Origin of the sequence: Cylindrospermum stagnale PCC 7417 (assembly GCF_000317535.1) — a bacterium.
GTDB classification, from domain to species: Bacteria; Cyanobacteriota; Cyanobacteriia; order Cyanobacteriales; family Nostocaceae; genus Cylindrospermum; species Cylindrospermum stagnale.
On the sequence record NC_019757.1, the window covers coordinates 4,772,612 to 4,794,691 of the forward strand.

A 22,080-nucleotide genomic window follows, 5' to 3' on the forward strand; every position below is an offset into this window, starting at 1 on the left:
TTGGATTTTGGATTTTGGATTTGAGATTTCGAGATTTGAGATTTTGAGATTTTGGATTAGCGGTTGAGTAACGGGTAATAGGTAATAACTATTTTCCTCTTTCCCAATTACCTGTTTCCCAATTACCAATTCCCCAATCCAAAATCTAAAATCTAAAATTCTTAGAGTCTGCGCCAGCGACGATTATCTTGGTTAATGAGGAATTCTGCTTCTGCTGGTTCCCAAGTACCGGCTTCGTACTGAGGAATAGAGGCTGGGTCTGCGGGCGCATCCCAAACAGAAAGGGCTGGTGTAACTACCTGCCAAGCGGCTTCCACTTCGTCCGCCCGTGTAAACAAAGTCTGATCGCCCATCATACAATCAAGAAATAGGCGATCGTAGGCATCGGAAGTTGCTTGGATGCCAAAGGAACCATAACTAAAGTCCATGTCAACAGCACGGGTGCGGAATTCTGCCCCTGGCATTTTCACATCAAACCGCAGGGAAATTCCCTCATTCGGTTGAATCCGCATTGTCAAAATGTTGGCGTTTGCCTGTTGTGCTGCGGAGGTAAACATACTGGAAGGAACTTCGCGGAAGTGGATGGCAATTTCACTGACTTTTTTCGGCATCCGCTTTCCGGTTCGTAGATAGAAAGGTACACCTTGCCAGCGCCAGTTATCCACCATAAACTTCATTGCCACATAAGTGGGCGTTGTTGATTTAGGATTGACTCCCGGTTCTTCCCGATACCCTGCTACTGGTTGACCTTTCATCCAACCAGCGCTGTATTGCCCACGGATTGCTGAACGGGACAGATTATGAACGTCAGCTAAACGCGTAGCTTGCAGTACTTTTACTTTTTCCGTGCGGATACTGTCAGCATCCATCGAGTTGGGCGCTTCCATCGCCGTCAGACAGTAAAGTTGCATCAAGTGGTTTTGCAACATATCCCGCAGGGCGCCGGCGCTTTCATAATATCCCGCCCGGTCTTCAACGCCGACTGTTTCTGCTACGGTAATTTGGACATGGTCAACAAATTGACGATTCCACAAGGGTTCAAAAATCGCATTGGCAAAGCGAAACACCAGCAAATTCTGAACAGTTTCTTTACCCAAGTAGTGGTCAATGCGGTAGACTTGGTGTTCTTTGCAATATTTCTGCACTACTTGGTTGAGACTTTGGGCCGAGGCTAAGTCCCGACCAAAGGGTTTCTCAATTACCAACCGATGCTTGTAGGGATCTTCTAGCATCCCACCTGCCCCTAGTTGCTTAATAGCTTCTGGGAAGAAGTTGGGGGCGACGGAAAGATAGAACATCCGGTTTCCCCTTGTTCCTCGTTTCTCGTCTAATTCGCTTAATAATTTTTTCAGTTTCTGGTAACTCTCTGGATTGTCTATGTCCCCAGGACAGTAGAACAGACCTTGAGAGAAGTCTTGCCAAAGTTCTCCCAGTTCGACGCTACTATGAGCTTCTTCCATGCCCTTCTGCATTTGCTCGCGGAAGTATTCGTGGCTCCATTCTCGACGAGCTACGCCAACTATGGTAGTTTCAGGGGGAATGCGTCTCTCCCGCCGCAATTTGTAAAGTGCTGGCACTAGTTTACGCCAGGTAAGATCCCCAGAAGCGCCAAAGATAACTATAATTTGGGGTTCGGGCATCCCTTGCTGTTGTAGACCAACGCGTAGGGGATTTTCTAGCAGACTGGGCATAACAATTTTGGAGTTTAGATTAGGGATTTTGGGTTGGGGATTGGTAATGGGTAATTAGTAATTGGGAAAAAGGAAAAGAAATATTACCCATTACCCATTACCTATTAGCCATTACCAATTACCTACACTGGTGACAATACCTTGATTTTGCTTTCTAAAGAGTTCATCAAGGATTGAAACGGCTTGATAAACTTGTCAATGCCTTCAATGAGAAGTTCGTCCATCACGGCATCGATATTGATGTTGATGTCGGGGTCTTTCAAGCTTTCGATCAGCCTGTAAGCTTCTTGTGTGAGAGTTTCTAGGCGATTGGCTACATCGCAGTGATCCGCGCAAGCTTTAATTGTCGCTGGTGGTAAGGTGTTAACTGTGTCTGGGCCAATCAATTCATTGACATACATGACATCGTTGTAGTTGGGGTCTTTGGTGCTAGTGCTGGCCCAAAGTAGCCGCTGCACTTTTGCCCCTTTTGATGCCAAAGCCTGCCAACGGTCGCTTTGAATGATCTGTTTGTATTCTTGATAGGCAATCTTAGCGTTAGCGATCGCAATTTTCCCTCTGACAGCTCGCAGCTTGGCTTGCTGGGTAATATCATCAACGCCTCGCTTCAACTTAGCATCGATCTTAGCGTCAATGTTGTTATCAATCCGGCTCAGGAAAAAGCTAGCTACAGAAGCAATTTTGCTGATGTCTTTACCCTCACTTACCCGCTTTTCTAAGCCACGAATATATGCCCAAGCTGTGTTGATGTAACTTGAGACTGAGAACAGCAGCGTGATATTGACATTAATTCCTTCGGCGATCGCGGTTTCCACTGCTGGCAAACCAGCCGCTGTCCCAGGAATCTTAATCATCACATTTTCTCGCCCAATTTCTGCGAAATAGCGACGGGCTTCGGCTATCGTCGCTTGCGTATCTTCAGCGATGGTTGGTGGTACTTCTATACTCACATAACCATCCAGTCTATTCGTGGCTTCATAAACAGGGCGTAAAATATCACAAGCATTGCGGATATCTGCAAAAACTAGCGATTCATAAATTTTGTATGTCGGTAATCCGGCACGAACTCCCGCAGCAATATCGGCGTCATAAATGGCATTACCAGCGATCGCTTTTTCAAAGATGGCAGGGTTGGATGTAATACCAGAGATTCCTTGATTTTCAACCAGGTCTTTGAGTTCACCTGATTGAATAATGTCACGGCTCAAATTATCCATCCAGATACTCTGACCGTATTGTTTAATCTCTAATAAATGATTGGTAGTCATAGCTGTCTTCTTTAACTCCTGTTAACAATGTTTCCAAGTGTTGGAAAGCAAAACTCATCAGTTGATGGTGTCTATTGCATTTTGGCGTTACCAATCATGTATCGCATCGACCAACTGAGGTAGTCTTTAATTCACATTCAAACAGCGCTATTCCTACATCCCCAACTCCAAACTCCCCATCCTCACTGCTAATTACTGGCGAATGCTCAACACACTTTTGATACTTTTTTACCCGCTTCTAGTGACCGTTTTGAATAAAAGACTCCACCTTCGCCACATCCTCTTTGCTACCAATAATCAGAGGCGTGCGCTGGTGCAATTTTTTCGGCACCACTTCCAATATATCTACCAGTCCTGTAGTAGCACGACCACCTGCTTGTTCAATCAAAAAGGCCAAAGGAGCAGATTCATAAAGCAGCCGCAATTTACCTTCTGGTTTTTGAACGGTGCCTGGGTAGAGAAACACACCGCCTTGAACTAAAATTCTATGAATATCGCTCACCATCGCCCCGCTATAACGAGCGGTATAGCCTTCGGTGCGATGAACGTAGCGGATGTATTCGCGAATTGATTCTTCCCACTGCCAAAAATTGCCTTCATTAACACTGTAAACAGCGCCGTGATTAGGAATGCGGATATTTTCTTCAGTGAGAATAAACTCCCCTAGGCTGGGATCAAGGGTAAAGGAATGAACGCCCTTACCTATAGTATAGACCAGCATCGTACAAGGCCCGTACAGTATGTACCCAGCGGCCAGTTGCTTACGTCCATTGGTCAGGAGGTCTGTAGCTTTACCATCGCTATCATCTCCTTCTTGCTGGCGAATGGAAAAGATAGAACCCAAACTGAGGTTGGTATCGGTGTTAGATGAGCCATCAATCGGATCATACAGCAAGGTATAGCGACCAATGGGGCAATTTTCGGGTATGTAGTAGGGGTTTTCCATTTCCTCGGAAGCTAGGCGACAAACTAAACCGCTTTGCTTAAACACCGAGATAAAGACATCGTTGGCGTAGACATCCAACTTTTTAACCGATTCTCCCTGGACGTTGACTTCCCCAGTAAATCCGAGAACTCCTTCCACTAACCCAGCGTTGCTCATCCGACGGGCAATTAGTTTCCCAGCCAAGGCGATGCGATTCATCAGCGCACTCAAATCCTGTGCATCTCCTGAAAAACTGTGAAGTTGCTGGAGAACGTGACGAGATAAGGTTGTACAATCACGATCTAGAGATTTATCTGTAGCGTAGTCCATAGACAAATTTAAAGATTCTGGCGCTTGAGCCATTTTGTTAACTTCCTAGCGAGTTGCTGTTGGGTTGGTGTTATGCATCGCAACTTGAGGTTGCTGCCTCTATCTTAGAAAGGTAATTTGATAACTTAAATGTGATTTTAGATAAACTAAAGAAATGGATAATGCTGGGCAGCCCATCCCAAAGCTTAGTGTTCTGATGCCTCAGGGGATGCGTCCTACCTGTAGAGTGCGTTAGGGAAGGCACGAATGAAAATTTTCAATGAATAAAGCCAAAATGTTGGCATGGTAAAAACCGACTAGCTGTAAAATTTGCCTATTGTTTACAACTAGTCGGGCTGAGTGCTATGAGATTTGTTTCTCGGAATATTTAGCGAATTAGTCTTGTGTAACTAGAGACTAATATGCTGCATTAACAGTCCATCTTTTCTAAAATTTTTTTTTACCCCCAACTACCTCGTCGGTTATCGTCTCGTCGGTTATCCTCTCGCGGTTTGGCTTTATTGACTCTCAGTTGACGACCCATCCATTCTGCGCCATCTAGTTCAGTGATAGCTTTATCTTCTTGAGAGTCTTCCATCATATCAACAAAAGCAAACCCGCGTAGCCGTCCGGTTTCACGGTCTGTAGGTAAGACAACTCTTTTCACTTCGCCATAATCTGCAAACACGGATTTTAAGTCTGCTTCAGTAGCTTGGTAAGAGAGATTTCCAACGTAAATAGTCATGTTCGATCACGTAATTTTCGACAAAGAGGCATTAGTTCAGCTGGAATACAGATCTAAACAAATTGCAAATATTGCCTAGTCTCTTCTGATTCACGGTTGGCGAATTTTGTAGAGCAGCAACCATAATCCTGGTGTTGTCTACTACTCAGCGTCCCATGTGGCTGAACATACATACACGCTCATATCATAACTGATTGTGAGATTTTTCCCAGTATGGGATATTACAATCTCTTATAAAATTTAACGCTTTCGCCTACTGATCAAATGCTAACTAGCAGCCGGCGCTGTCCCCAAGGGTAGCGCCGGCACTATGTCTTCCGTCAATCAATTGAAATCTGCTGAGGGCCAGAGGCTTTGCCATTATTTACCCCAGTTGTGGGGGTAATATAACCAGTTGAGCCGATTTGTTTGTCTAGCCAGCTTTTAACTGGATCTTCTGCTAGGTTCAGTCGCAGCACACCAGAGAAGAAGCCGCCGAAAAATGAGACTGGGTGGTGGGTAGCTTGTTTAAATATTGGTGACAGTTCATCAAGGAACATTTAAAAGTCTCCTGGCCTTGCCATAAAAAATATTACTTCTGAAGCGATCGTAACCTGGAAATCTATTTTGGGTGCTTCTATGTACGGATTTGGGTAAAATACTTGGTGTTTTTTAACGCAGAGGTACGCGGGGGAAAGCGCAAAGGTACGCTGAGGGTTTTTTGGCGTCGCTGAGTGGTGGGATGAAATATGGTGATTAGGTGAGAATTAATAAGTGCTTGCGATATGATATGAAGGCTGAAAGTGTTTGAACACAAGCATTTTAGGTACTAATGCTGCTCAAATCTCTTCCTAGCTCGAAATTGAACAGAGTTGAGAAGCTTGACTATGATTACATTTGTGATAGTATATATTTGTAAGGCAAATTGCCGTACGTTATTTGTACGCAGTTGAATATGAGCCATTTATGTAAATCATGTAGAGATTTATTATGACTATTACAAAGAGCGAACGTTTGGAAGCGCGTATTAGTAAAGAACAAAAAGAACTGTTTCAGCGTGCTGCTGATATTCAGGGTAGAACGCTAACAGACTTTGTGATTAGTGGCGTAGCCCAGGCTGCGAACCAAGTAATTCAAGAACAAGAAATGATGAGATTAAGTAAGCAAGATCAAGAATTTTTTGTTAAAGCGTTGCTTAATCCTCCATCTCCTAATAGTAAGTTGCGGAATGCTGCTCAAAGATATCAGCAAAATATGGGTGTATAAGTGATAGCACCTGATAATGTTGATATTTTTGATGATTATTTAATCAAGCCGCTAGAGAAAGAAAACCGAGCGGCTTTTTGCTGTGGAGTAGATGCACTTGATAATTATTTAAAACAGCGTGCTAAACAAGATGCTGATAAATATGTTGCTGCTCCTTTTGTGCTGATTGAAAAAAGCTCTGGTGCGATAGCTGGGTATTATACTTTATCTGCAACCAGTATTTTATTTGATGAATTACCACCTGAGATAAATAAAAAACTGCCAAAATATTCCAAGGTTCCTGCAACTCTTTTGGGTAGATTGGCTGTTGATAAAAAATATCGGGGGAAGGGTTTAGGAGAAAGGCTGTTAATGGATGCACTTTATCGAAGTTTTCAAAGTGAGATAGCGTCAATAGCTGTGGTGGTTGATGCTAAGGATGATGGAGCTATTTCATTTTATGAGTATTACGATTTTGTGCAATTCCCTGATTCTCGTTTTAAGTTATTTTTATTGATGAAAACTATTGGTGAGATTTTTAAGTAAAATTTAAAATCGCTTTCGATGTGAAAGCTGTATGTGCTTTACCGCAAGCGTTTTAAGAGTTAATACTACTTAACTTTATTGCTCGGCTGAATATATTTCAGATAGTTTTTTATAATATGTTTGAAAAGGCTCATAAGTATCTAATGATTCACATACATTATCACTATCATAAAGATATATCACTACTTTTTCGGAATCTATCAGTTCTTTTATTCTAGGTATTTTAATTAGTTCTTCAAACTCAGACTCAATTACACTGAGACAGAGTATTTCTTTTGTGGTTACAATTTTTATTTCATCTTGCGTTATAATAAATGGATATGTCACTTCTTTATCTGAATCGAAATAACAAATTTGCCAATCCCCATTTGGTAAATTCTGAATATTTTCTTTGTTTACAATTAATTCTTGTCCTGCCTGAAAGTCTTGTGGTTGGTTGAAAGGTTTATTTTCTATATAATGTCTTGCGTAAACATTATGAGAAAGTTTGATTTTCATTTTAATTATTATAGTATTTAAGTAAACACGGTGTTAATAATATTATACATATCTACCTAATGTAACACAAGATAATAAAGTAAAATATTGTTATCACTCAGGATCTTCTGAAAACAATTCGAGATTATTTGAAACATTTAAAAGTTCATCCCAGCTATCGGGAGGATTTCCATTTTCTAGCATTTTCGTAAAAATTTGATATGGATCTGTTTTAGATCCCTCTTTGCGAAGTGAAAATTCATCATTCACCCAAGCATAAATAATAATTTTCTTTGCAGTACTGTAACGAAAGAACAAGCGAAATCTTCTATTAAATTTAGCTCGAAACCAATGCTTTCTTTCTGTCCCTAATGTTTTACCTTGTCTAAACTCTGGTGCAGTTGGATCTTCAGGTATACGCTTAAAAATAAGCTCTGTAATGTTGTTGAGCAGCTTTGTAGCTGGATGCATTTGATATTCTTCAGGATTTTTTTCCTTCAGCTGCTCAACCTGATTAATCAACTTCTGATATTGTTCACCGAAAGCGGGATGAATTTTTAGTGTCCACCCATTAACATTCATGCAAGTATGAAATCCTCTGGTAATTCTTCATCCAGATCAACTTCCATACCTTCGGTAAGTACTGAGGCACGAAGAAACATATCTTCTGTTAGTGGTTGAATGATGCTGGGATTATTCTTGATATCTCTAGCAAGAAAATCCAAAAAAACATTCACAAAAGCACATTGTTCCATTAATTGCAATATTTTATCCATTTCTCTTGTTTTGCTATTGCTGTGATAAACGACTCTGTAGACTCTGTAATTGATGGAACGACTGACAGCAGCAGGAAAAGGATTTACATTCTTGCGAAGCTTAAGTTTCATTACTTGAATTAGTTTTTTGGGCGATAAAAGATGTAATATTTAACTTTTTAGGTTGATCATAGCTTATTTTCCATGAAAAGTCATTGGTGAGTTAATCGTAGTCAAATGTATGATTTTCGTCACCGTAACTCCTGAAAAGTAAGATGTTGGGTTGAGGGACGAAACCCAACATTCCCGAAAAATTAGTTGGGTTTCACTTCGTTCAACCCAACCTACAATTTTATTAATTTTTTTACTATGTCAACCGTCAATCAGTGCATTACTCCACAGAACCCCAAAACCAGTTGCCTACAGCACCGGGTTCCTTTTCAGCTAGAAATTCTCTCTTAGCAGAAACAAACTCTTTTTTAGAGAGGATGCCGTCCTGATCGATATCAAGCTTGGAGAAGACAAAAGCTGATTTTTCAGCATCTAGGTCAAACACACTGAAGAAGAGACGATGCTCTTGTTGTGATATATGACCATCACTGTCTAAATCAACAATGTCAAACAAAGTCTCTATTAAAGGGTCGTTGTAATCTGGATTTGAAACCGTTTTCTCTATGCCCTGACAAAATTCTTCGGAACTTACCTTACCATCTCCATCCAAATCCGCTTTAGACCAAAAATTCTCCCAAACATGAAGCCACTTAAACAACAAATCTTTGTGAATATCTGAACCAAGTTCTGCGCTACGGATCTTGGCGAACCTCTCAGCAAAAATCTCAGCATCTTCTTTCCCAATGAAGCCTGAATTATCGGCATCCAAACAGTAAAAGTGATGCAGTAACTTTTTTCTATGATATTCGCTTAACAATGCTTTTCCCTTTTGCTTACCAAACACACCTACATTATCACATCCGTACGTAGTCCATAACCACAATTTCCAGTACGGATTGAAGGAGTCGGTTCTTAAAATGGGTCTTAATTTTCTGCAACCCCCTTTTTAAGGGGGTCGCCGCAGGCAGGGGATCTTGTTGATTTCGGGTTAAGAAGTTGGTTCTTGACTTGGGAACATACACTTATCAGAATCACAGCCACTTGGGCCAGCTTCTGATAATTCGCCGGAGTCGTAGCGGCTTAAGACAGCACAGAAATCATCTGTTTTGCGTCGCACTAAAACCTCTTCAGATAAAGTGTCATAGGTTGATTTATCGATTGGTTCAAAGGGCAAACGGGGGAATGATTGCAAATCGTCAAACCGGGCTAAAAGGGCGGCGGAAATATATCCTTCATCGTTTTGGATGGCTTCGTAAATTCGCTTTCCTAATGGTTCTATTTCTTCAGAACGGAGTTCTAAAGTAGCTGAGGTGTTGTGAGTGACGTAGTAACCCTGAACTTGAAGGATAAAATCCAATTGAGCTAAAACTGAGAACTGAGAAACATCAATTTGATCGCATCCGTCTAAATCAGCCCAAGATACAGCTACGGGGATTTCTACTAACCATTCGGTAACGCGGGAATCAAAGGGATCATTGAGCAAATTACCCTGTTCGTCTTTGTCAGATTGGGAGGGGATGACGTTGTAACCGTAGTCTATGCAAGCTAAGGCTACTGGGTCATTTTTGCGGAAGGTGATGCGACGCAGAAATCTTTGGGCTTTGGGGGGATGCCATCCGGGGCTAGCACCTGTTAATAAGGACTTTGTACCGCTTGGTTGGACGGTGGTGCAGCGATTGGGACGTTTGAGATGATGGCGATCGCAATATTCCCACACAACCCGATGCACTGTATCTTTCCAGAAGCTGAGATATTTCTGTTCTTTTTGCTTAAAAGCCAGTCCTTGGAGGGTTTCCGGTCTACCTTCTGACCACCAACGCAACCAATCAACACCAAATGCATGAACAAAGAAATCAAATAAACCAGTGAAGGAAACCCCGACAATTGGGTCTAATTCACGGCTGTATTGATAGCGCGGTTCTAGAAATTTGTGATTTAAAAGTGCTGCTACAGACAGCGCCCCAGCAGTGAAAGCTTCTTCTTGTTCTTTGTAGTTATTTGGGTCGAGTTGGTTTAAGTGAACTTCTGAAAGATTACAGTGAAAATCGCTACCAGTAATTTCCTGATTGTTATCCTAAAGGCTTTTTATCCTCTAGTTCTACTGCTTGATCATTCGCAGTAGTTCCGACTATATTTTCTACTAAAGAGCGAAATTAAAATTTAGTAGCCGGGGACTCGTGGAGCCGTTGAAAAACGGGGGTTAAACCCAGATTATATTCTTTTTACATTTCAAAATGAATCAGAGAATTTTGAATTGTAAACAGTTTCACTCTCTAGTCTGTACGGTGTCAAAGGTGCTTTAATTCCTCTGATTACCTCGGTATTCCCAATCGCAGGGTTCACCGATTTTCCCCGGTGTTTAACGTGAGGCAAAATTACTTACCACACGGATTTAAAGCATATCGCTGCAAACGATGCTCTAATTCATTTGCATCTAAATTAGGGTAGCGTTCTTGTAACCACTGTTTTCCTTGACCTTGGTCATAAGCTTGCAAAAAGTCAGTTTTTAATGCTGGTGTTAATAGCAAGTCAGCGTTGGCTCTAGCTACAGCTTCACCAGCCCATTGAATCGCACCTTCACCGCTGTAATATTGTTTGCGGACAGCTTCAATTGATTCTTCTAGTGTTGGCTTGCGGTGAAATACTCTGGTGTGGTTGGCCATTCTCAAAGCATCACGCTCTGGGTCAATGCGCCAGTTGCCATTTTCATCCTGCTGCCATAAATTATCTTTAGCGGTGGCTGCTTGTTGATCGTCAGCAGCGAACTGTCTCATCCCGGCACTTCTTCGGATATTGCCTGCAACAATTGTTACAGCGGCTTGATCAATTAACAAACAGCATTCAACTGAAGTTAATTGTCGCCCTACAGCTTTATTGAGGATGGATGCACAACGCTCATACAGTCCGGGCAATTTCACCGGATTTGCCATGCCACCAAAGCCTTTGAGTGTTTCCCCGGCTTGGCGCACGTCGCTGATATCAATGCATACATTAACTTCACCAGCAAAGCGTTCATCGGTGGAGATTTCCAAAAGGGTTTGATAAGATTTTACCCAGCCTTCTCGGCTATCTCCAACATGAATAGTAACGCTGTTGCCTTCTATATCGGTTTCTGTAAATTCACGACGCTGTTGCTTAGGAGTACTACCAATTTCACCTTTTACGCTAATATGCAGATGATTGCGGATGGGAGGCAGTTGGTTAATATATTGCGGTTCTATGACTGCTCCTGTACCACAGCCCATCATTGCCAAGTCCATCATCAACCCGAAGGCTTTCCAGTCTTCTAGGTTGGTGGAGGTGCAATTGTAAGCCCCGGAAAAGTTTTTGGGCTTGGCTAACCAATCTGTGCCGCCGACCCATAACCAGCGCCCACTGGGTAAGGATCTCATGTTGCGTTGCATCTTTTCCAGGATGGCAACTTCTTCGCGGCTGAGTTTTCCCAACTCGATGATACCTTGGAGAGTGCGATCGCACACCTCATCCCATGATTCTCTCAGCCCTGCCTGTGTACGGCGGCTATATGTTCTAAAAAATACAGGATTGGCAGCTGGGGCAGTTTCTGGGAACTTTGCACTCTGACGTTTTCTTTCAAGCTCTCGAACCATAATGATCTGTTGTTGCTGGCGGACAAATTATGACTATACGCCAAGTAGATTGAGGATTAAAGATTGCCAAAATGGCCACTTTAGGCTACCTCTTCGCTGTCCCAATTGCAACAGAACTTCATGTTGTATAATGTCTCTTCTAAGTTACTAAAATCTTTATACTGAGTTATAATTTTACAATGTCACTTGCACCTTGGCGAAGTGCTCTAGCTAACGCACTCCATCGCAACCGCAGTCTGGTTTATGCCCGTTACCTACAACTGGCTACAGTACGGGATAATAATTTTCCTGCTAACCGCACCGTCGTTTTTCGCGGCTTTTTAGAAGATTCCAATCAGCTAAAATTTATTACTGATATCCGTAGCGAAAAAGCCGACCAAATAGAAAATAACTCAGCGGCGGAGGTTTGTTGGTACTTCCCGAAGACACGAGAGCAATTTCGGATTACTGGTGATTTAACTTTGGTAAGTGGTGATGATTCTTACCCAGTTTTACAACTAGCCCGGATTAATATGTGGCAAGAATTGAGTGATGCAGCGCGTTTACAGTTCGCTTGGCCTGATTCGGGTAAACCGAGAGTCAAAGAGCCAGAAGCTTTTTCACCACCAGCACCTAATGCTATTCAACCACTAGCAAATTTCTGTCTATTGCTATTTGAGCCAATACAGGTAGACCATTTAGAATTGCGTGGTGAACCGCAGAATAGAAGAATTTACCGTTTCGATGAAAATCAAAGTTGGTTTTGTGAAGAAATTAATCCTTGATTTAGGGGAGAATTTCGACAACTGTACCTTTCTGCACATATTGATATAGTTCATCGACATCTTGGTTTTTGAGAGATGGACAACCCCAAGTCCAATTTTGGCGATAGCTAATCATGTTATCAGCACCGGCAGGCACACCATGAATTCCCACCTCCCCACCAATGGGAATATACCAACCTAACTCACCACTAGCCTTAGACTGAAAATGCTTGCGCCAAGATTGCACATTTGGATAGTTAAGCCAGAGAAACTTTGACCATTGGGGATGGGGGTAAAGGTCTTGGATTTGTAAAATTCCTTCCGGTGTTCTTCTGTCACCTTCTCCCCGCTTGTCACCAGTAGGATTAGTGCCAAAAACTACGGGGTATGATTTGACTGGTTTTTGGTCGTCATAAAGCGTCAATCGATGTTGAGATTTCTCGATGAGGAGAGAAATTTTTTGTTGATTATTTCCAGTTACTAACTGCTCAAGTGGTTTGTCATAATTTAATAACTGGTTTCCTGCTGGGGGCGTGTGCATCTGTGATTCAGGTGGACAAGCGGGGATGCACAACACCGCAGGAAGTTCCCCAAGGGGAAATATCAACCCTAATCGCACTAGAAGCAGGTAGAATATAGAGCCACTAATTAACGACAGAAAAATTATGAGTATCTGTTGACGATGCCAATAAGTTTTCTTAAGTGGCTCTTGAGTCATGTTTAAATGCCCGCACCATCGAGAAATTCCTGTATCGCCTTATCTCTGAGGTTACATTTGGGGGAATCTTGTGGTGATGAATCATTGTCTTTGAGGGCTAACATACCCACCAAGACAGGAGTTTTTGCCGGAACATGAAGATTTTGGAGAGTTTGGATTTGTTCTTCCAAAGATTCAATTCGATCAACTAAGGCGCGAATAACTTCAGCTTCCGAATCTGGTAAATTGCTGTGTTCTAGGGGAGAAACCCGAACTCCAGAACGATAAATGATCCGACCGGGTACGCCTACCACTGTGCAACTAGAAGGCACATCCCTCAGCACAACTGAACCGGCACCAATGCGGACATTATTCCCAACTTGGATATTGCCCAGGACTTTTGCACCTGCTCCAACTACGACATTTTCACCTAAAGTGGGATGGCGTTTGCCGCTTTCTTTACCAGTACCCCCAAGGGTGACACCTTGATAAATCAGGGCATAGTCCCCGACGATCGCTGTTTCGCCAATCACCACGCCCATTCCGTGGTCAATAAACACCCCCTGCCCAATTGCAGCGCCAGGGTGGATTTCAATTCCTGTCAAAAATCGAGCTATGTGAGAAATCAGACGAGGGATAAAGGGAATACCAATACTGTGCAGCCAGTGAGCGAGCCGATGGAATAGCAGGGCTTGCAACCCGGGGTAGCAAAACAAAACTTCTAACCAATTACGAGCAGCCGGGTCACGTTCAAAGATGATGCGGAAGTCAACACGGAGTGTAGATAGCACGAGATAGTACCCAAGGATAAGCAAAACAAGCTACTCTCCCATATTATCGTCCCAGGTGTTCTCAATAAAAACTTGGTAATAAAGAAATGTGGGATTTGTGGGGTAAGACTTATTCAAGCCACATACTTTTACCAGGTGGGGTTTTTGGCCGCATTGTAGAACATCCTGGCGATGTCGCCATCGTAGTTTGTCAAATTGGTACCGGCTCCCGCTGCATGGTTTTTATATCGCTTGAAATGAGCAACAGTTAACTTATCCTTTAGTGTGAAGTGAATATGAAGCACCCAAGGGCCATGCTGCTTGTTCGTTTTTGGGTTGGGCTTCCATTTGATTTCGTACATCCGGACAATATCCTTCTGCACCGTCTTTTCTGGATCTGAATAGGTGTAATCTTCTCCGTAAACATTCACCCGATACGGGACTGTTTCCAGTGTTTTAAAACCTACATACGATCCAGCACTCTCTTTCGCTTTTTCTTGTTGTTCTTCTTCTTTTGTCAAAGGTTCTTGAACCGCTTTACCTTTAACTTTAGCAGTAGGCAAATCTTCCTTCCTGTGTCGCCTAGCCAATTCCAGCAAAGAGTTCAGAGTATTTGCTCCTCTTTCCTGAACAATATCAGACAGCTCTTCATATTTAAGGTTGAACTCAAAATTATCAATTCGCTTTTCAAGTTCAATTTCTGCCTGTTTATTATCCACACCTGCGGCAAAGATTTTTTTTGCTTCGTCTAAAGCTTCACTATATTGTTTGACCTGATCAAGCTTTTCACTAAATTGATTTAATAGATCGCTAAAAGATTCACTAGTAGTATTCTCTGCTTCATATGCTATCTTGATAGTATCAAAGTCTCTGATTAAGCCATCTTTAACTGGTTTAGAGATATCTTTGTTTTCAGTGAACGACTTAAATTCTGCTTTTAGTTGCAGAATGACTGTTCCAAACCCCTTTTTTTCTTCTGGTGATAACTTGCATTGGATGTAGGGTTCACCCTGCCTAGAGGTCAGTTGTGCTGCCTGAGTCGACTGTGAAAGTTGTAACCCAGCCCTGCCTATTGTTCGGTCTTTGTCGTTTTCTGGTGTCTGGCGCTGGACACTTTCACTCTCAGGGGCGTTAATCTGCTGCACTACATTTGCAGCCATTTTGTCTGCTTCTTGCTCATACTTATCGCCTGGCTGACCGACGGTGAGCTTCATCTGCAATCTTGGTGGCTTTGGTGGTATTGGACGATAAGCAAATATCGCTCCATCAATGAAACTCTTACCAACTTCCTTTGATCTTTCGGCTTTAGCCTGTGCATCTGGTGTTTGGTCTTGTGCTGGCTTCACTTCCTCTGTTTTGGGCTGAACGACAAAGCGACGCGGCGCGAATTGATTCGGTGCTGGTGTGTCAGAAGAATTGGAAGAATTTTTGGAGGTTCTGTGCTGTCTGCTATACATTTACCCAGTCCTCTAGTATTTTTACTGTCTTCCCACTCAATATATACCCCACGTTGTTTTTTCTCTGAGTAAAGAAAAAAAGCTTCATATAAAAATCAAGCACGTCAATGGGTGTAGCGATGTTGCACAGCGTACTGGATGCGATCGCCTTTCAATGAGTAATTGGGAAAAAGGTAATGGGGATTAGGGATGGTGAAAGAGCTAATATCACGCTATTTCTGCCAATTCCCCTTCTTCCCAATCATGGCTGCTGTACTGTCAAAGTATAGTTACCCTTAACTCCAGGATTAAATGTACCTACCCAAACCCGATAGGTGCCACTTTTCCATTTGCTGTCGCTGACGCTGGCATCTTTACTTTTACCAGTGTCATCACCGCAACGAATTGTTGTTTGCTCTGGCCCTTGAATGAGTAAAGTTGTATCGTACCCACCACTGTTGACTAATATTTTTAGTTGAGCAAAGTCTTTGTCCAAAATTAGGATGTGATCGGGAGTGGGGTCAGCAAAGCCAATACAGGCTTTCTTATCGCGATCGCGGTTGCTAATGGCAGATAAGGAGTAAGAACCGCCTGTATAGCCAGAAACTATACCTTGTGCTGGATTAAAATCTGGTAACAACTTGAGGGTAGCAAAATTTGCTGCTGTCTCAGCTATTGTCGGTGTTGCTGTAATAGCCGTAACCATAGCCAAAAGACAGCCTGCTTGGAAAAACATTTGGGGGCGACGATATTTCATAGCAGCCCTCCGATAGGCTCTTATCGTGATTATATATACTATTGTTATGGGAAAAACTGTGATTTTCCAGTGTGTGTGCCACATTGGAAGGTGACACAAAGGGTGCTTTTCCCAACAGAGAAGGCGGGATTCAAAAGTGTCCCCGCTTCCCTTGTCGTTTAACTCATCGCCCCTGGAGTTGGAAGAAGACGCCGCCTTTAAGGGCTGTTGTCTCATTACCATAACTACTGACTGTGAGCGATCGCAAATTATTGAAAAGCGGTTTACCTAATATTTCCACAAATTTAAGAATCGGTAGCTGACGCTCTAAGAGACTTTTGCTCTTTGTCCAGTCAAGATATATATAGCCTTGGTTCGGTTGGGGGATGAGTGCAACACTATCTTGGAAATCGGGATTGTCAATTAAGGCGGTTTCCTTAGCTGTGAGGATTTTATCCATCGTTTCCAAGTTAGAGGTAAAAATTTCGTAATTGTCTATGGTTGTATGTGCCCCCTTAACTTTGGCTTCGACGGTGAGGGATAATTGGTCTTTAGTCGCAGCTGTTAACTCTGTCCAGGCGGAGACTTTTTGCTTTCCTAGGGTGAGAGAGCTAATATTGAATCCATTGGCTGAGGCGATCGCATCTAAACGCCCAACGCCTTCTACTACTGCCGGCAATTTTTCCACCGCAAACACCCAAGCAGGAGTTGTTTTACCTGCACTAGGCAATAAAGCGATCGCATATTCCCCGCCAACCCAGCTAAAAATATCCGACGCCAAGTTTATACCCCAACGTTTTTGAATATCTACCAAAGGTTGAGCCAATCGAACAAGGGCATCTTCCCCAGAACCATATATAGTTGCAGTTGCTTGTCTCCAGAATTGAGCGAGATTACTATCACCTAAATTCCGCAAATTCGCACCGGAAATTGCCAACCCCGCTGATGCTGGAATATATTTTAATGCTCCTACAGGCTGAGAAAGTGGTGGCGATGGGGGAACAACTTCTGATCTACTCAGAAAAGTGGTTTCCGCTAGCAATCCTTGAGGGTTTAATACCAGAGAAATTATTTGGCTGTCGTATGTTGGTTCTGATAGTTGTAAACCTTGCCATGCTGCCACCGTGGGCAGATTCAGAAAAGCCAAAGCAACAGCACCTTTGGGCAATTGTTGAGTGGCTTTTTGATATTTGGCAGAACTGGTCAAATTCTCATCAGGCGCTTGGACATTATTAATCGCGGCTCGCAGCACCTTCAGATCATTAGCAAACAATACAAATTTATCTCCAACAACCGCACCAGCTAAATTTTCCTGGTTGTCATAAATCAGCTTCACGCCCTTGTATTGTTCAACGGCTAAGTTTGCACCAGCTAAAACCCGTCGGGAAAACAACAACTCGACAAACTCGCGGCTTTTCTCCGGTTTCTCCGTTGCTAGTGCCATCAGATACCCCGGCTGCTGTCCGTTTTCTGGTTCACGGTCAATGTCTAAAGTAGTTACAGCCAGTGTAATTTCTTTGCCTAGCCAAGGTTGAATATCTTGTTTGTAATTTATGCTACTTTTAGCCAATAAACTGGTTTTGAGTTGGGAAAGTTCTCCATCACGCTCCAACGCCTGCAAACGGTCTGGATTTGCCAGCAATGACACCATCACAGGGGCCAGCTTCGACACGAATATAGCAGCACCAGGCTGTCCGGTAGAAGCGACGAGGTTAACTGGAGTTTTGGCGAAAAACCAGTAAAAGCCAGTAATACCAATTAGTAGTAGCGCGATCGCACCAGCTACTAGGAAACCAAAGAATGAGCTTTGCCTGTTCACGCTAGACCTAGTAAATGCTCCGTTTTTGATCTTATGGTACAAAAGCAGCTTCTAGGGATTGGACGGCAGCATTTTTCCGGCTTTTCTGCCAACATGAATAATATATGATTGTTTAGAAAAATTGCATGACAGGGAATTCTTTTGGTCAAACCTTTAGCCAAATTAGTGTAGAGGAACTAGCACAACGTCTGTCTTCAGGCGAGCAGGGGATTCAGTTGGTGGATGTGCGCGAACCCCAAGAAGTTGACACAGCTAGTATTCAAGGCTTTGTCAACCTTCCCCTGAGTCAATTTGCCGAGTGGAGCGAGCTAGTATTGAGTCGCTTCAATGCCGATGCCGAAACTTTAGTGCTGTGTCACCACGGTATCCGCTCTGCCCAGATGTGTCAGTGGTTAGTTGCTCAAGGATTTACAAATGTTAAAAATATTGGAGGTGGTATTGCGGCCTACTCTATATTAGTTGACCCTTCCATTCCCCAATATTAACCGCTGATTGCCGAAACATAACGCAAAAACCAGACGGGGTGAACTCTTGCCTCAGCTATTCACCATTCTGAAGCTATCAAGGACAAAATCTCGATTATGGTCTAAAAGCTTGGTAATGTTGGCTTTGGAGACATTTCCAGAGCCATTCTTTCCCCAATCGAAAAAATCCGTATCTAAAAATACAGGTTATGGTGAAATATTATGGGATAATACGGAAAAATAGCGGATTTAACCCTCAACTACAGCTTTTGTGGCAACAGGCAAGCTGTTAGCTGAAAATTATCTCGAAAAATGCTGAAGGGGAACTTAGTGTTTACTTACTATAATAGAAGTATATAATTTATCCTTAAAAATTAATTATTATTAAATTCTTTCTGTGGTTAGATCCACAACTTTTTTCAAATTTTGATTAAGATTTGCCTTCAGCAAAAAATCACCTATGCAAGTCCAGCTGACCAATCGACAACAGCATATACTTTGGGCAACTGTACGCCACTACATTGCTACAGCAGAGCCTGTGGGTTCCAAAGCTCTGATTGAGGAGTTTGACCTGGGTGTAAGTTCCGCCACTATTCGCAATGTCATGGGCGTTTTAGAAAAATCTGGGTTACTTTACCAACCCCACACCTCAGCCGGCAGAATACCTTCTGATTCTGGTTATCGGATGTATGTTGACCAGTTGATTACACCTTCTGGAGCGTCCGCTCCGCGAACAGAAGCTTTAGCTAAAGAGGTAGAAGACACACTGCAAAAGCGACTCCATTGGGAAGATTGGAGTTTGGAAACTCTGCTGCAAGGAGCCGCACAAATTTTGGCAACTTTAAGCGGCTGCATTAGCTTGATTACCATGCCGCAAACTCACACGGCTCAGTTGCGACATTTGCAATTAATGCAAATTGAAGCGGGTAGAATCATGCTGATTGTGGTGACAGATGGTTACGAGACACATTCTAAGTTAATGGATTTGCTATCAGAATCGGCAGAAACTCAGCCAGATCCAGAGGTAATAGATCGCGAGTTGCAGATAGTTACTAACTTTTTGAATAGCCACTTACGGGGGCGGAGTCTGTTGGAATTAGCTACCCTAGATTGGAGTGAATTAGATCAAGAGTTCCAACGCTATGGCGAATTCTTAAAAAAATCAGTGGCAGAATTAACTCGTCGCACTCTGGCACCATCTGCGACACAAATTATGGTGCGGGGTGTGGCTGAAGTTTTGCGTCAGCCGGAATTTTCCCAATTGCAGCAAGTGAAAACGATTATCCACCTGCTGGAGGAAGAACAAGACCAATTGTGGCGATTAATCTTTGAGGCATCAGAGCCGGAGGACTTGGGTAAGTCACGGGTAACGGTTCGGATTGGTGCAGAAAACCCTCTAGAACCGATACGCACCTGCACGTTGATTACTTCTACTTATCGCCGAGGTTCTGTACCAGTTGGCAGTGTGGGAGTTTTGGGGCCAACGCGTCTAGACTATGAAAGTGCGATCGCAGTTGTAGCTGCTGCTGCCGATTACCTCTCAGAAGCTTTCAGTTAACTAGCTTAAATCATGCCGAAAAACATTGCCTTTAGTTTACTATGGCTAGGATTTATTTCCTATGCCTTTTTCTTTGCTCCTCCCGACCAACCCGATACCTTCGAGTTAATTAAAAATCTTTCCACCGGTCAGTTGCAAGGCATTAACCCTTTAGTTATTGCCCTATTCAATATTATGGGCATTTGGCCTTTAATCTACAGCACAGTATTGTTTACTGATGGTAGATGCCAAAAAGTACCCGCTTGGCCGTTTGCTACTGCTTCTTTTGGCGTTGGCGCATTTGCCCTATTGCCTTATTTAGCCTTAAGAGAATCAAATAAACAGTTTATTGGCAAAAAGAATATCCTTATCAAACTTTTAGATTCCCGCTTCACTGGAATTGCCCTAACTATAGGCGCAGCTCTTTTAGTTATCTATGGTTTACAAAAAGGAGATTGGGTAAATTTTATCCAACAGTGGCAAACTAGCCGTTTTATCCATGTGATGAGTTTAGATTTCTGTCTACTTAGCCTATTATTTCCGGCATTGCTGGGAGATGATATGGCGCGTCGTGGTTGGAAAGATCATCCATTATTTTGGCTATTTGCTTTGATTCCTCTATTCGGCCCTTTATTATATTTGTGTGTACGTCCACCTCTACCAGAAGTTGGCGTCGAATTAATAACCAATCAGCAACAACTAGCCGCAAACTAAGCAATTTTTAATTACCCAAGCACAGAAATTATTTAGACATTTCATAAACTTCTGGAAGCTGCCACCAAGGAGCATGGGGGTGTTCATGATGCTCTTTGTGGTAGCCGAAATGATAGCAGGTAATAAATGACCACCAAATTGGGCGGTTAATAGTTTGGGCACAATGAGGCTGAATATAACCGCCTATTGGTTTGCTATGTGGTAGGAAAGTACCAAAATAAAATAATTGTAATGAACTGACAATCGAGGGAATTACCCAGAAGTAAGTTAGATTATCACTGGGTATATTGAGGATACGATTGGTAAAATGAAAAATAATTATTAGGGTGATAATTTGCCGCCAACTCCAGTAACTCTTCATGAAATGAAAATACCAAGCAAAGAAATTTGCATGTTTACCATCATGGAAATCAGGGTCTATTTCACTAGCTGGATTGTGGTGGTGTAACCAATGTTTTTTTAACAGTGTTTTGTATGGTAAAAGACCATAAAGAAAAAGGCATAATGAGCCAAAAAAATGGTTTATTTTGGTATTTTGGGGAAACACTACCCCATGCATGGCATCATGAGCTGTAATAAATAATCCCGTATATAAAAATGTTTGCCAAACTATGATAGGCATTAACATCAAGAATTTGAACTGAGAAATGTCAAGGAAAAGTAGGAAACCCAGGCTAATAGCCCAGACGCTAATAATGACAATAGCAATGGAAAGTCCCCCAAAAGGTGATTTAGTTTTTAGTACCGGGGCTAGTTTTATTTGAAGACTGGGTGGTTGTTCTAAATCGATCACGTTTTTACTCCGCGTAGAATTCAGGTGAAAATTCCCAAAACATAGTCATGGTAAAAGCACCAGCCACCAGCTAGACAAGTGCATTAGTGGATAGTGTCAATAATCTAAAAATGTTTAGAATTATTAAGATGCTTTAAGTATTATTGCACATACGGCCGCCATACAAAAATTGTTTTCAGTTGAGAGGTCGGGTAATATGGGTGGCAAAACTGCTGTCTTAGGTATCACAAGTAGCCAATGTTAGCGCGTTGTTACTTTGTAAAGATCTGAAGCCTGCAACAAAGACCGTCAATCGTAAGTTGAAAATTGTAGGAAATGAAGTGGAGTAATTTGTGCATTACACTCAACCGTTGATATCTCAAAATAGGTAAGCCATAAAACCGATGCCAGTGCTAAAAATGCTTTCAGGCATTACGATCTATTTGATTATTTGTGTTTTCAGTTATATCGCTTTTGTCAAGACACATTAATTTTTTTACTGAAAAATAAAATACTTTTTCATTATCTTGACCTAATGAATTAGCGGCATCTGCCTTAATATCAAAATGTAAGTAAGTCTAAAGGATGAATCTTTGCATATTTTCAGGAAAAACCTCGGCTAAAAAATAACCTATTGAGTAGAGGTGTCTTGACTAGAGTTACTAGACGATGCTGGCAATGAAAGCAAAAAAATAATCCTCTCTATGCCACGACAAATCTAACGAAAGTCAGA

Annotated in this window: 21 protein-coding genes and 2 pseudogenes; 6 read left to right on the forward strand and 17 right to left on the reverse strand. The window is 42.3% G+C overall.

Annotated features, from left to right (window positions below):
• Window positions 1–161: 161 nt before the first annotated feature.
• From zwf to CYLST_RS20020, 5 genes are all read right to left on the reverse strand, one after another.
• The gene (zwf, locus tag CYLST_RS20000) at window positions 162–1,691 is read right to left on the reverse strand and encodes a glucose-6-phosphate dehydrogenase (protein WP_015209555.1); all 1,530 of its coding nucleotides are present in this window, start codon (window positions 1,689–1,691) and stop codon (window positions 162–164) included.
• Between the two features lie 122 nt (window positions 1,692–1,813).
• Entirely contained in the window at window positions 1,814–2,959 is a 1,146-nt protein-coding gene (gene tal, locus CYLST_RS20005; protein WP_015209556.1) for a transaldolase, read from the reverse strand.
• Window positions 2,960–3,197: 238 nt separating this feature from the next.
• The gene (gene fbp, locus CYLST_RS20010) at window positions 3,198–4,247 is read right to left on the reverse strand and encodes a class 1 fructose-bisphosphatase (protein ID WP_015209557.1); all 1,050 of its coding nucleotides are present in this window, start codon (window positions 4,245–4,247) and stop codon (window positions 3,198–3,200) included.
• A gap of 406 nt (window positions 4,248–4,653) precedes the next feature.
• On the reverse strand, window positions 4,654–4,938 hold the full coding sequence (locus CYLST_RS20015) for an RNA recognition motif domain-containing protein (RefSeq protein WP_015209558.1): 285 nt from the start codon (window positions 4,936–4,938) through the stop codon (window positions 4,654–4,656).
• 320 nt (window positions 4,939–5,258) lie between these two features.
• Window positions 5,259–5,477, reverse strand: coding sequence for a ssl0294 family protein (locus CYLST_RS20020; protein ID WP_015209559.1), 219 nt, complete (start codon window positions 5,475–5,477; stop codon window positions 5,259–5,261).
• Window positions 5,478–5,907: 430 nt separating this feature from the next.
• On the opposite strand from CYLST_RS20020, the gene CYLST_RS20025 reads away from it, so the two are divergent.
• Both CYLST_RS20025 and CYLST_RS20030 read left to right on the forward strand, forming a co-directional pair.
• Entirely contained in the window at window positions 5,908–6,183 is a 276-nt protein-coding gene (locus CYLST_RS20025; RefSeq protein ID WP_015209560.1) for a type II toxin-antitoxin system TacA family antitoxin, read from the forward strand.
• A complete protein-coding gene (locus CYLST_RS20030; protein ID WP_015209561.1) occupies window positions 6,184–6,708 on the forward strand; it encodes a GNAT family N-acetyltransferase in 525 nt (174 codons plus the stop codon).
• A 75-nt stretch (window positions 6,709–6,783) separates the two neighbouring features.
• On the opposite strand, the gene CYLST_RS20035 is transcribed toward CYLST_RS20030, so the two are convergent.
• The 6 genes and pseudogenes from CYLST_RS20035 to nrdJ (CYLST_RS20060) form a co-directional block, all read right to left on the reverse strand.
• Window positions 6,784–7,206, reverse strand: a complete 423-nt coding sequence (locus CYLST_RS20035) for a hypothetical protein (protein ID WP_015209562.1) — start codon at window positions 7,204–7,206, stop codon at window positions 6,784–6,786.
• A 93-nt stretch (window positions 7,207–7,299) separates the two neighbouring features.
• Entirely contained in the window at window positions 7,300–7,767 is a 468-nt protein-coding gene (locus tag CYLST_RS20040) for a type II toxin-antitoxin system YhaV family toxin (protein ID WP_015209563.1), read from the reverse strand.
• Window positions 7,764–8,072 carry a type II toxin-antitoxin system PrlF family antitoxin gene (locus tag CYLST_RS20045; protein ID WP_015209564.1) on the reverse strand — a complete coding sequence of 103 codons (309 nt, stop codon included), beginning with the start codon at window positions 8,070–8,072 and terminating at the stop codon, window positions 7,764–7,766. Before CYLST_RS20045 ends, CYLST_RS20040 begins: the two co-directional genes overlap by 4 nt.
• A gap of 259 nt (window positions 8,073–8,331) precedes the next feature.
• Window positions 8,332–8,895: an EF-hand domain-containing protein gene (locus tag CYLST_RS20050; RefSeq protein ID WP_015209565.1), complete on the reverse strand. Its 564-nt coding sequence runs from the start codon at window positions 8,893–8,895 to the stop codon at window positions 8,332–8,334.
• A 144-nt stretch (window positions 8,896–9,039) separates the two neighbouring features.
• Window positions 9,040–10,113, reverse strand: a pseudogene (nrdJ, locus tag CYLST_RS20055) (ribonucleoside-triphosphate reductase, adenosylcobalamin-dependent); the annotation flags it as partial.
• A gap of 316 nt (window positions 10,114–10,429) precedes the next feature.
• Window positions 10,430–11,659, reverse strand: a pseudogene (gene nrdJ / locus CYLST_RS20060) (ribonucleoside-triphosphate reductase, adenosylcobalamin-dependent); the annotation flags it as partial.
• Window positions 11,660–11,838: 179 nt separating this feature from the next.
• Here nrdJ (CYLST_RS20060) and CYLST_RS20065 point away from each other — a divergent pair.
• Window positions 11,839–12,423 carry an Npun_F5749 family FMN-dependent PPOX-type flavoprotein gene (locus CYLST_RS20065; protein WP_015209566.1) on the forward strand — a complete coding sequence of 195 codons (585 nt, stop codon included), beginning with the start codon at window positions 11,839–11,841 and terminating at the stop codon, window positions 12,421–12,423.
• 1 nt (window position 12,424) lies between these two features.
• Here CYLST_RS20065 and CYLST_RS20070 read toward each other — a convergent pair whose 3' ends face one another.
• From CYLST_RS20070 to CYLST_RS20090, 5 genes are all read right to left on the reverse strand, one after another.
• Window positions 12,425–13,120 (reverse strand): L,D-transpeptidase family protein, encoded by a 696-nt coding sequence (locus CYLST_RS20070; protein WP_015209567.1) that lies wholly within the window; start codon window positions 13,118–13,120, stop codon window positions 12,425–12,427.
• 2 nt (window positions 13,121–13,122) lie between these two features.
• Window positions 13,123–13,890, reverse strand: a complete 768-nt coding sequence (gene cysE, locus CYLST_RS20075) for a serine O-acetyltransferase (protein WP_015209568.1) — start codon at window positions 13,888–13,890, stop codon at window positions 13,123–13,125.
• A 128-nt stretch (window positions 13,891–14,018) separates the two neighbouring features.
• Window positions 14,019–15,215, reverse strand: a complete 1,197-nt coding sequence (locus CYLST_RS36035; RefSeq protein ID WP_245587407.1) for a hypothetical protein — start codon at window positions 15,213–15,215, stop codon at window positions 14,019–14,021.
• A 352-nt stretch (window positions 15,216–15,567) separates the two neighbouring features.
• Window positions 15,568–16,062, reverse strand: coding sequence for a hypothetical protein (locus CYLST_RS20085; protein WP_015209570.1), 495 nt, complete (start codon window positions 16,060–16,062; stop codon window positions 15,568–15,570).
• 163 nt (window positions 16,063–16,225) lie between these two features.
• Complete coding sequence (locus CYLST_RS20090) at window positions 16,226–17,860, reverse strand: DUF3352 domain-containing protein (RefSeq protein WP_015209571.1); 1,635 nt, start codon at window positions 17,858–17,860, stop codon at window positions 16,226–16,228.
• Window positions 17,861–17,985: 125 nt separating this feature from the next.
• Here CYLST_RS20090 and CYLST_RS20095 point away from each other — a divergent pair, with 125 nt between their 5' ends.
• From CYLST_RS20095 to CYLST_RS20105, 3 genes are all read left to right on the forward strand, one after another.
• A complete protein-coding gene (locus CYLST_RS20095; RefSeq protein ID WP_015209572.1) occupies window positions 17,986–18,345 on the forward strand; it encodes a rhodanese-like domain-containing protein in 360 nt (119 codons plus the stop codon).
• 439 nt (window positions 18,346–18,784) lie between these two features.
• Window positions 18,785–19,882, forward strand: a complete 1,098-nt coding sequence (hrcA, locus tag CYLST_RS20100) for a heat-inducible transcriptional repressor HrcA (RefSeq protein ID WP_015209573.1) — start codon at window positions 18,785–18,787, stop codon at window positions 19,880–19,882.
• A gap of 12 nt (window positions 19,883–19,894) precedes the next feature.
• Window positions 19,895–20,575, forward strand: a complete 681-nt coding sequence (locus CYLST_RS20105) for a hypothetical protein (RefSeq protein WP_015209574.1) — start codon at window positions 19,895–19,897, stop codon at window positions 20,573–20,575.
• A 28-nt stretch (window positions 20,576–20,603) separates the two neighbouring features.
• On the opposite strand, the gene crtW is transcribed toward CYLST_RS20105, so the two are convergent.
• Entirely contained in the window at window positions 20,604–21,368 is a 765-nt protein-coding gene (crtW, locus tag CYLST_RS20110; RefSeq protein WP_015209575.1) for a beta-carotene ketolase CrtW, read from the reverse strand.
• Window positions 21,369–22,080: the final 712 nt, after the last annotated feature.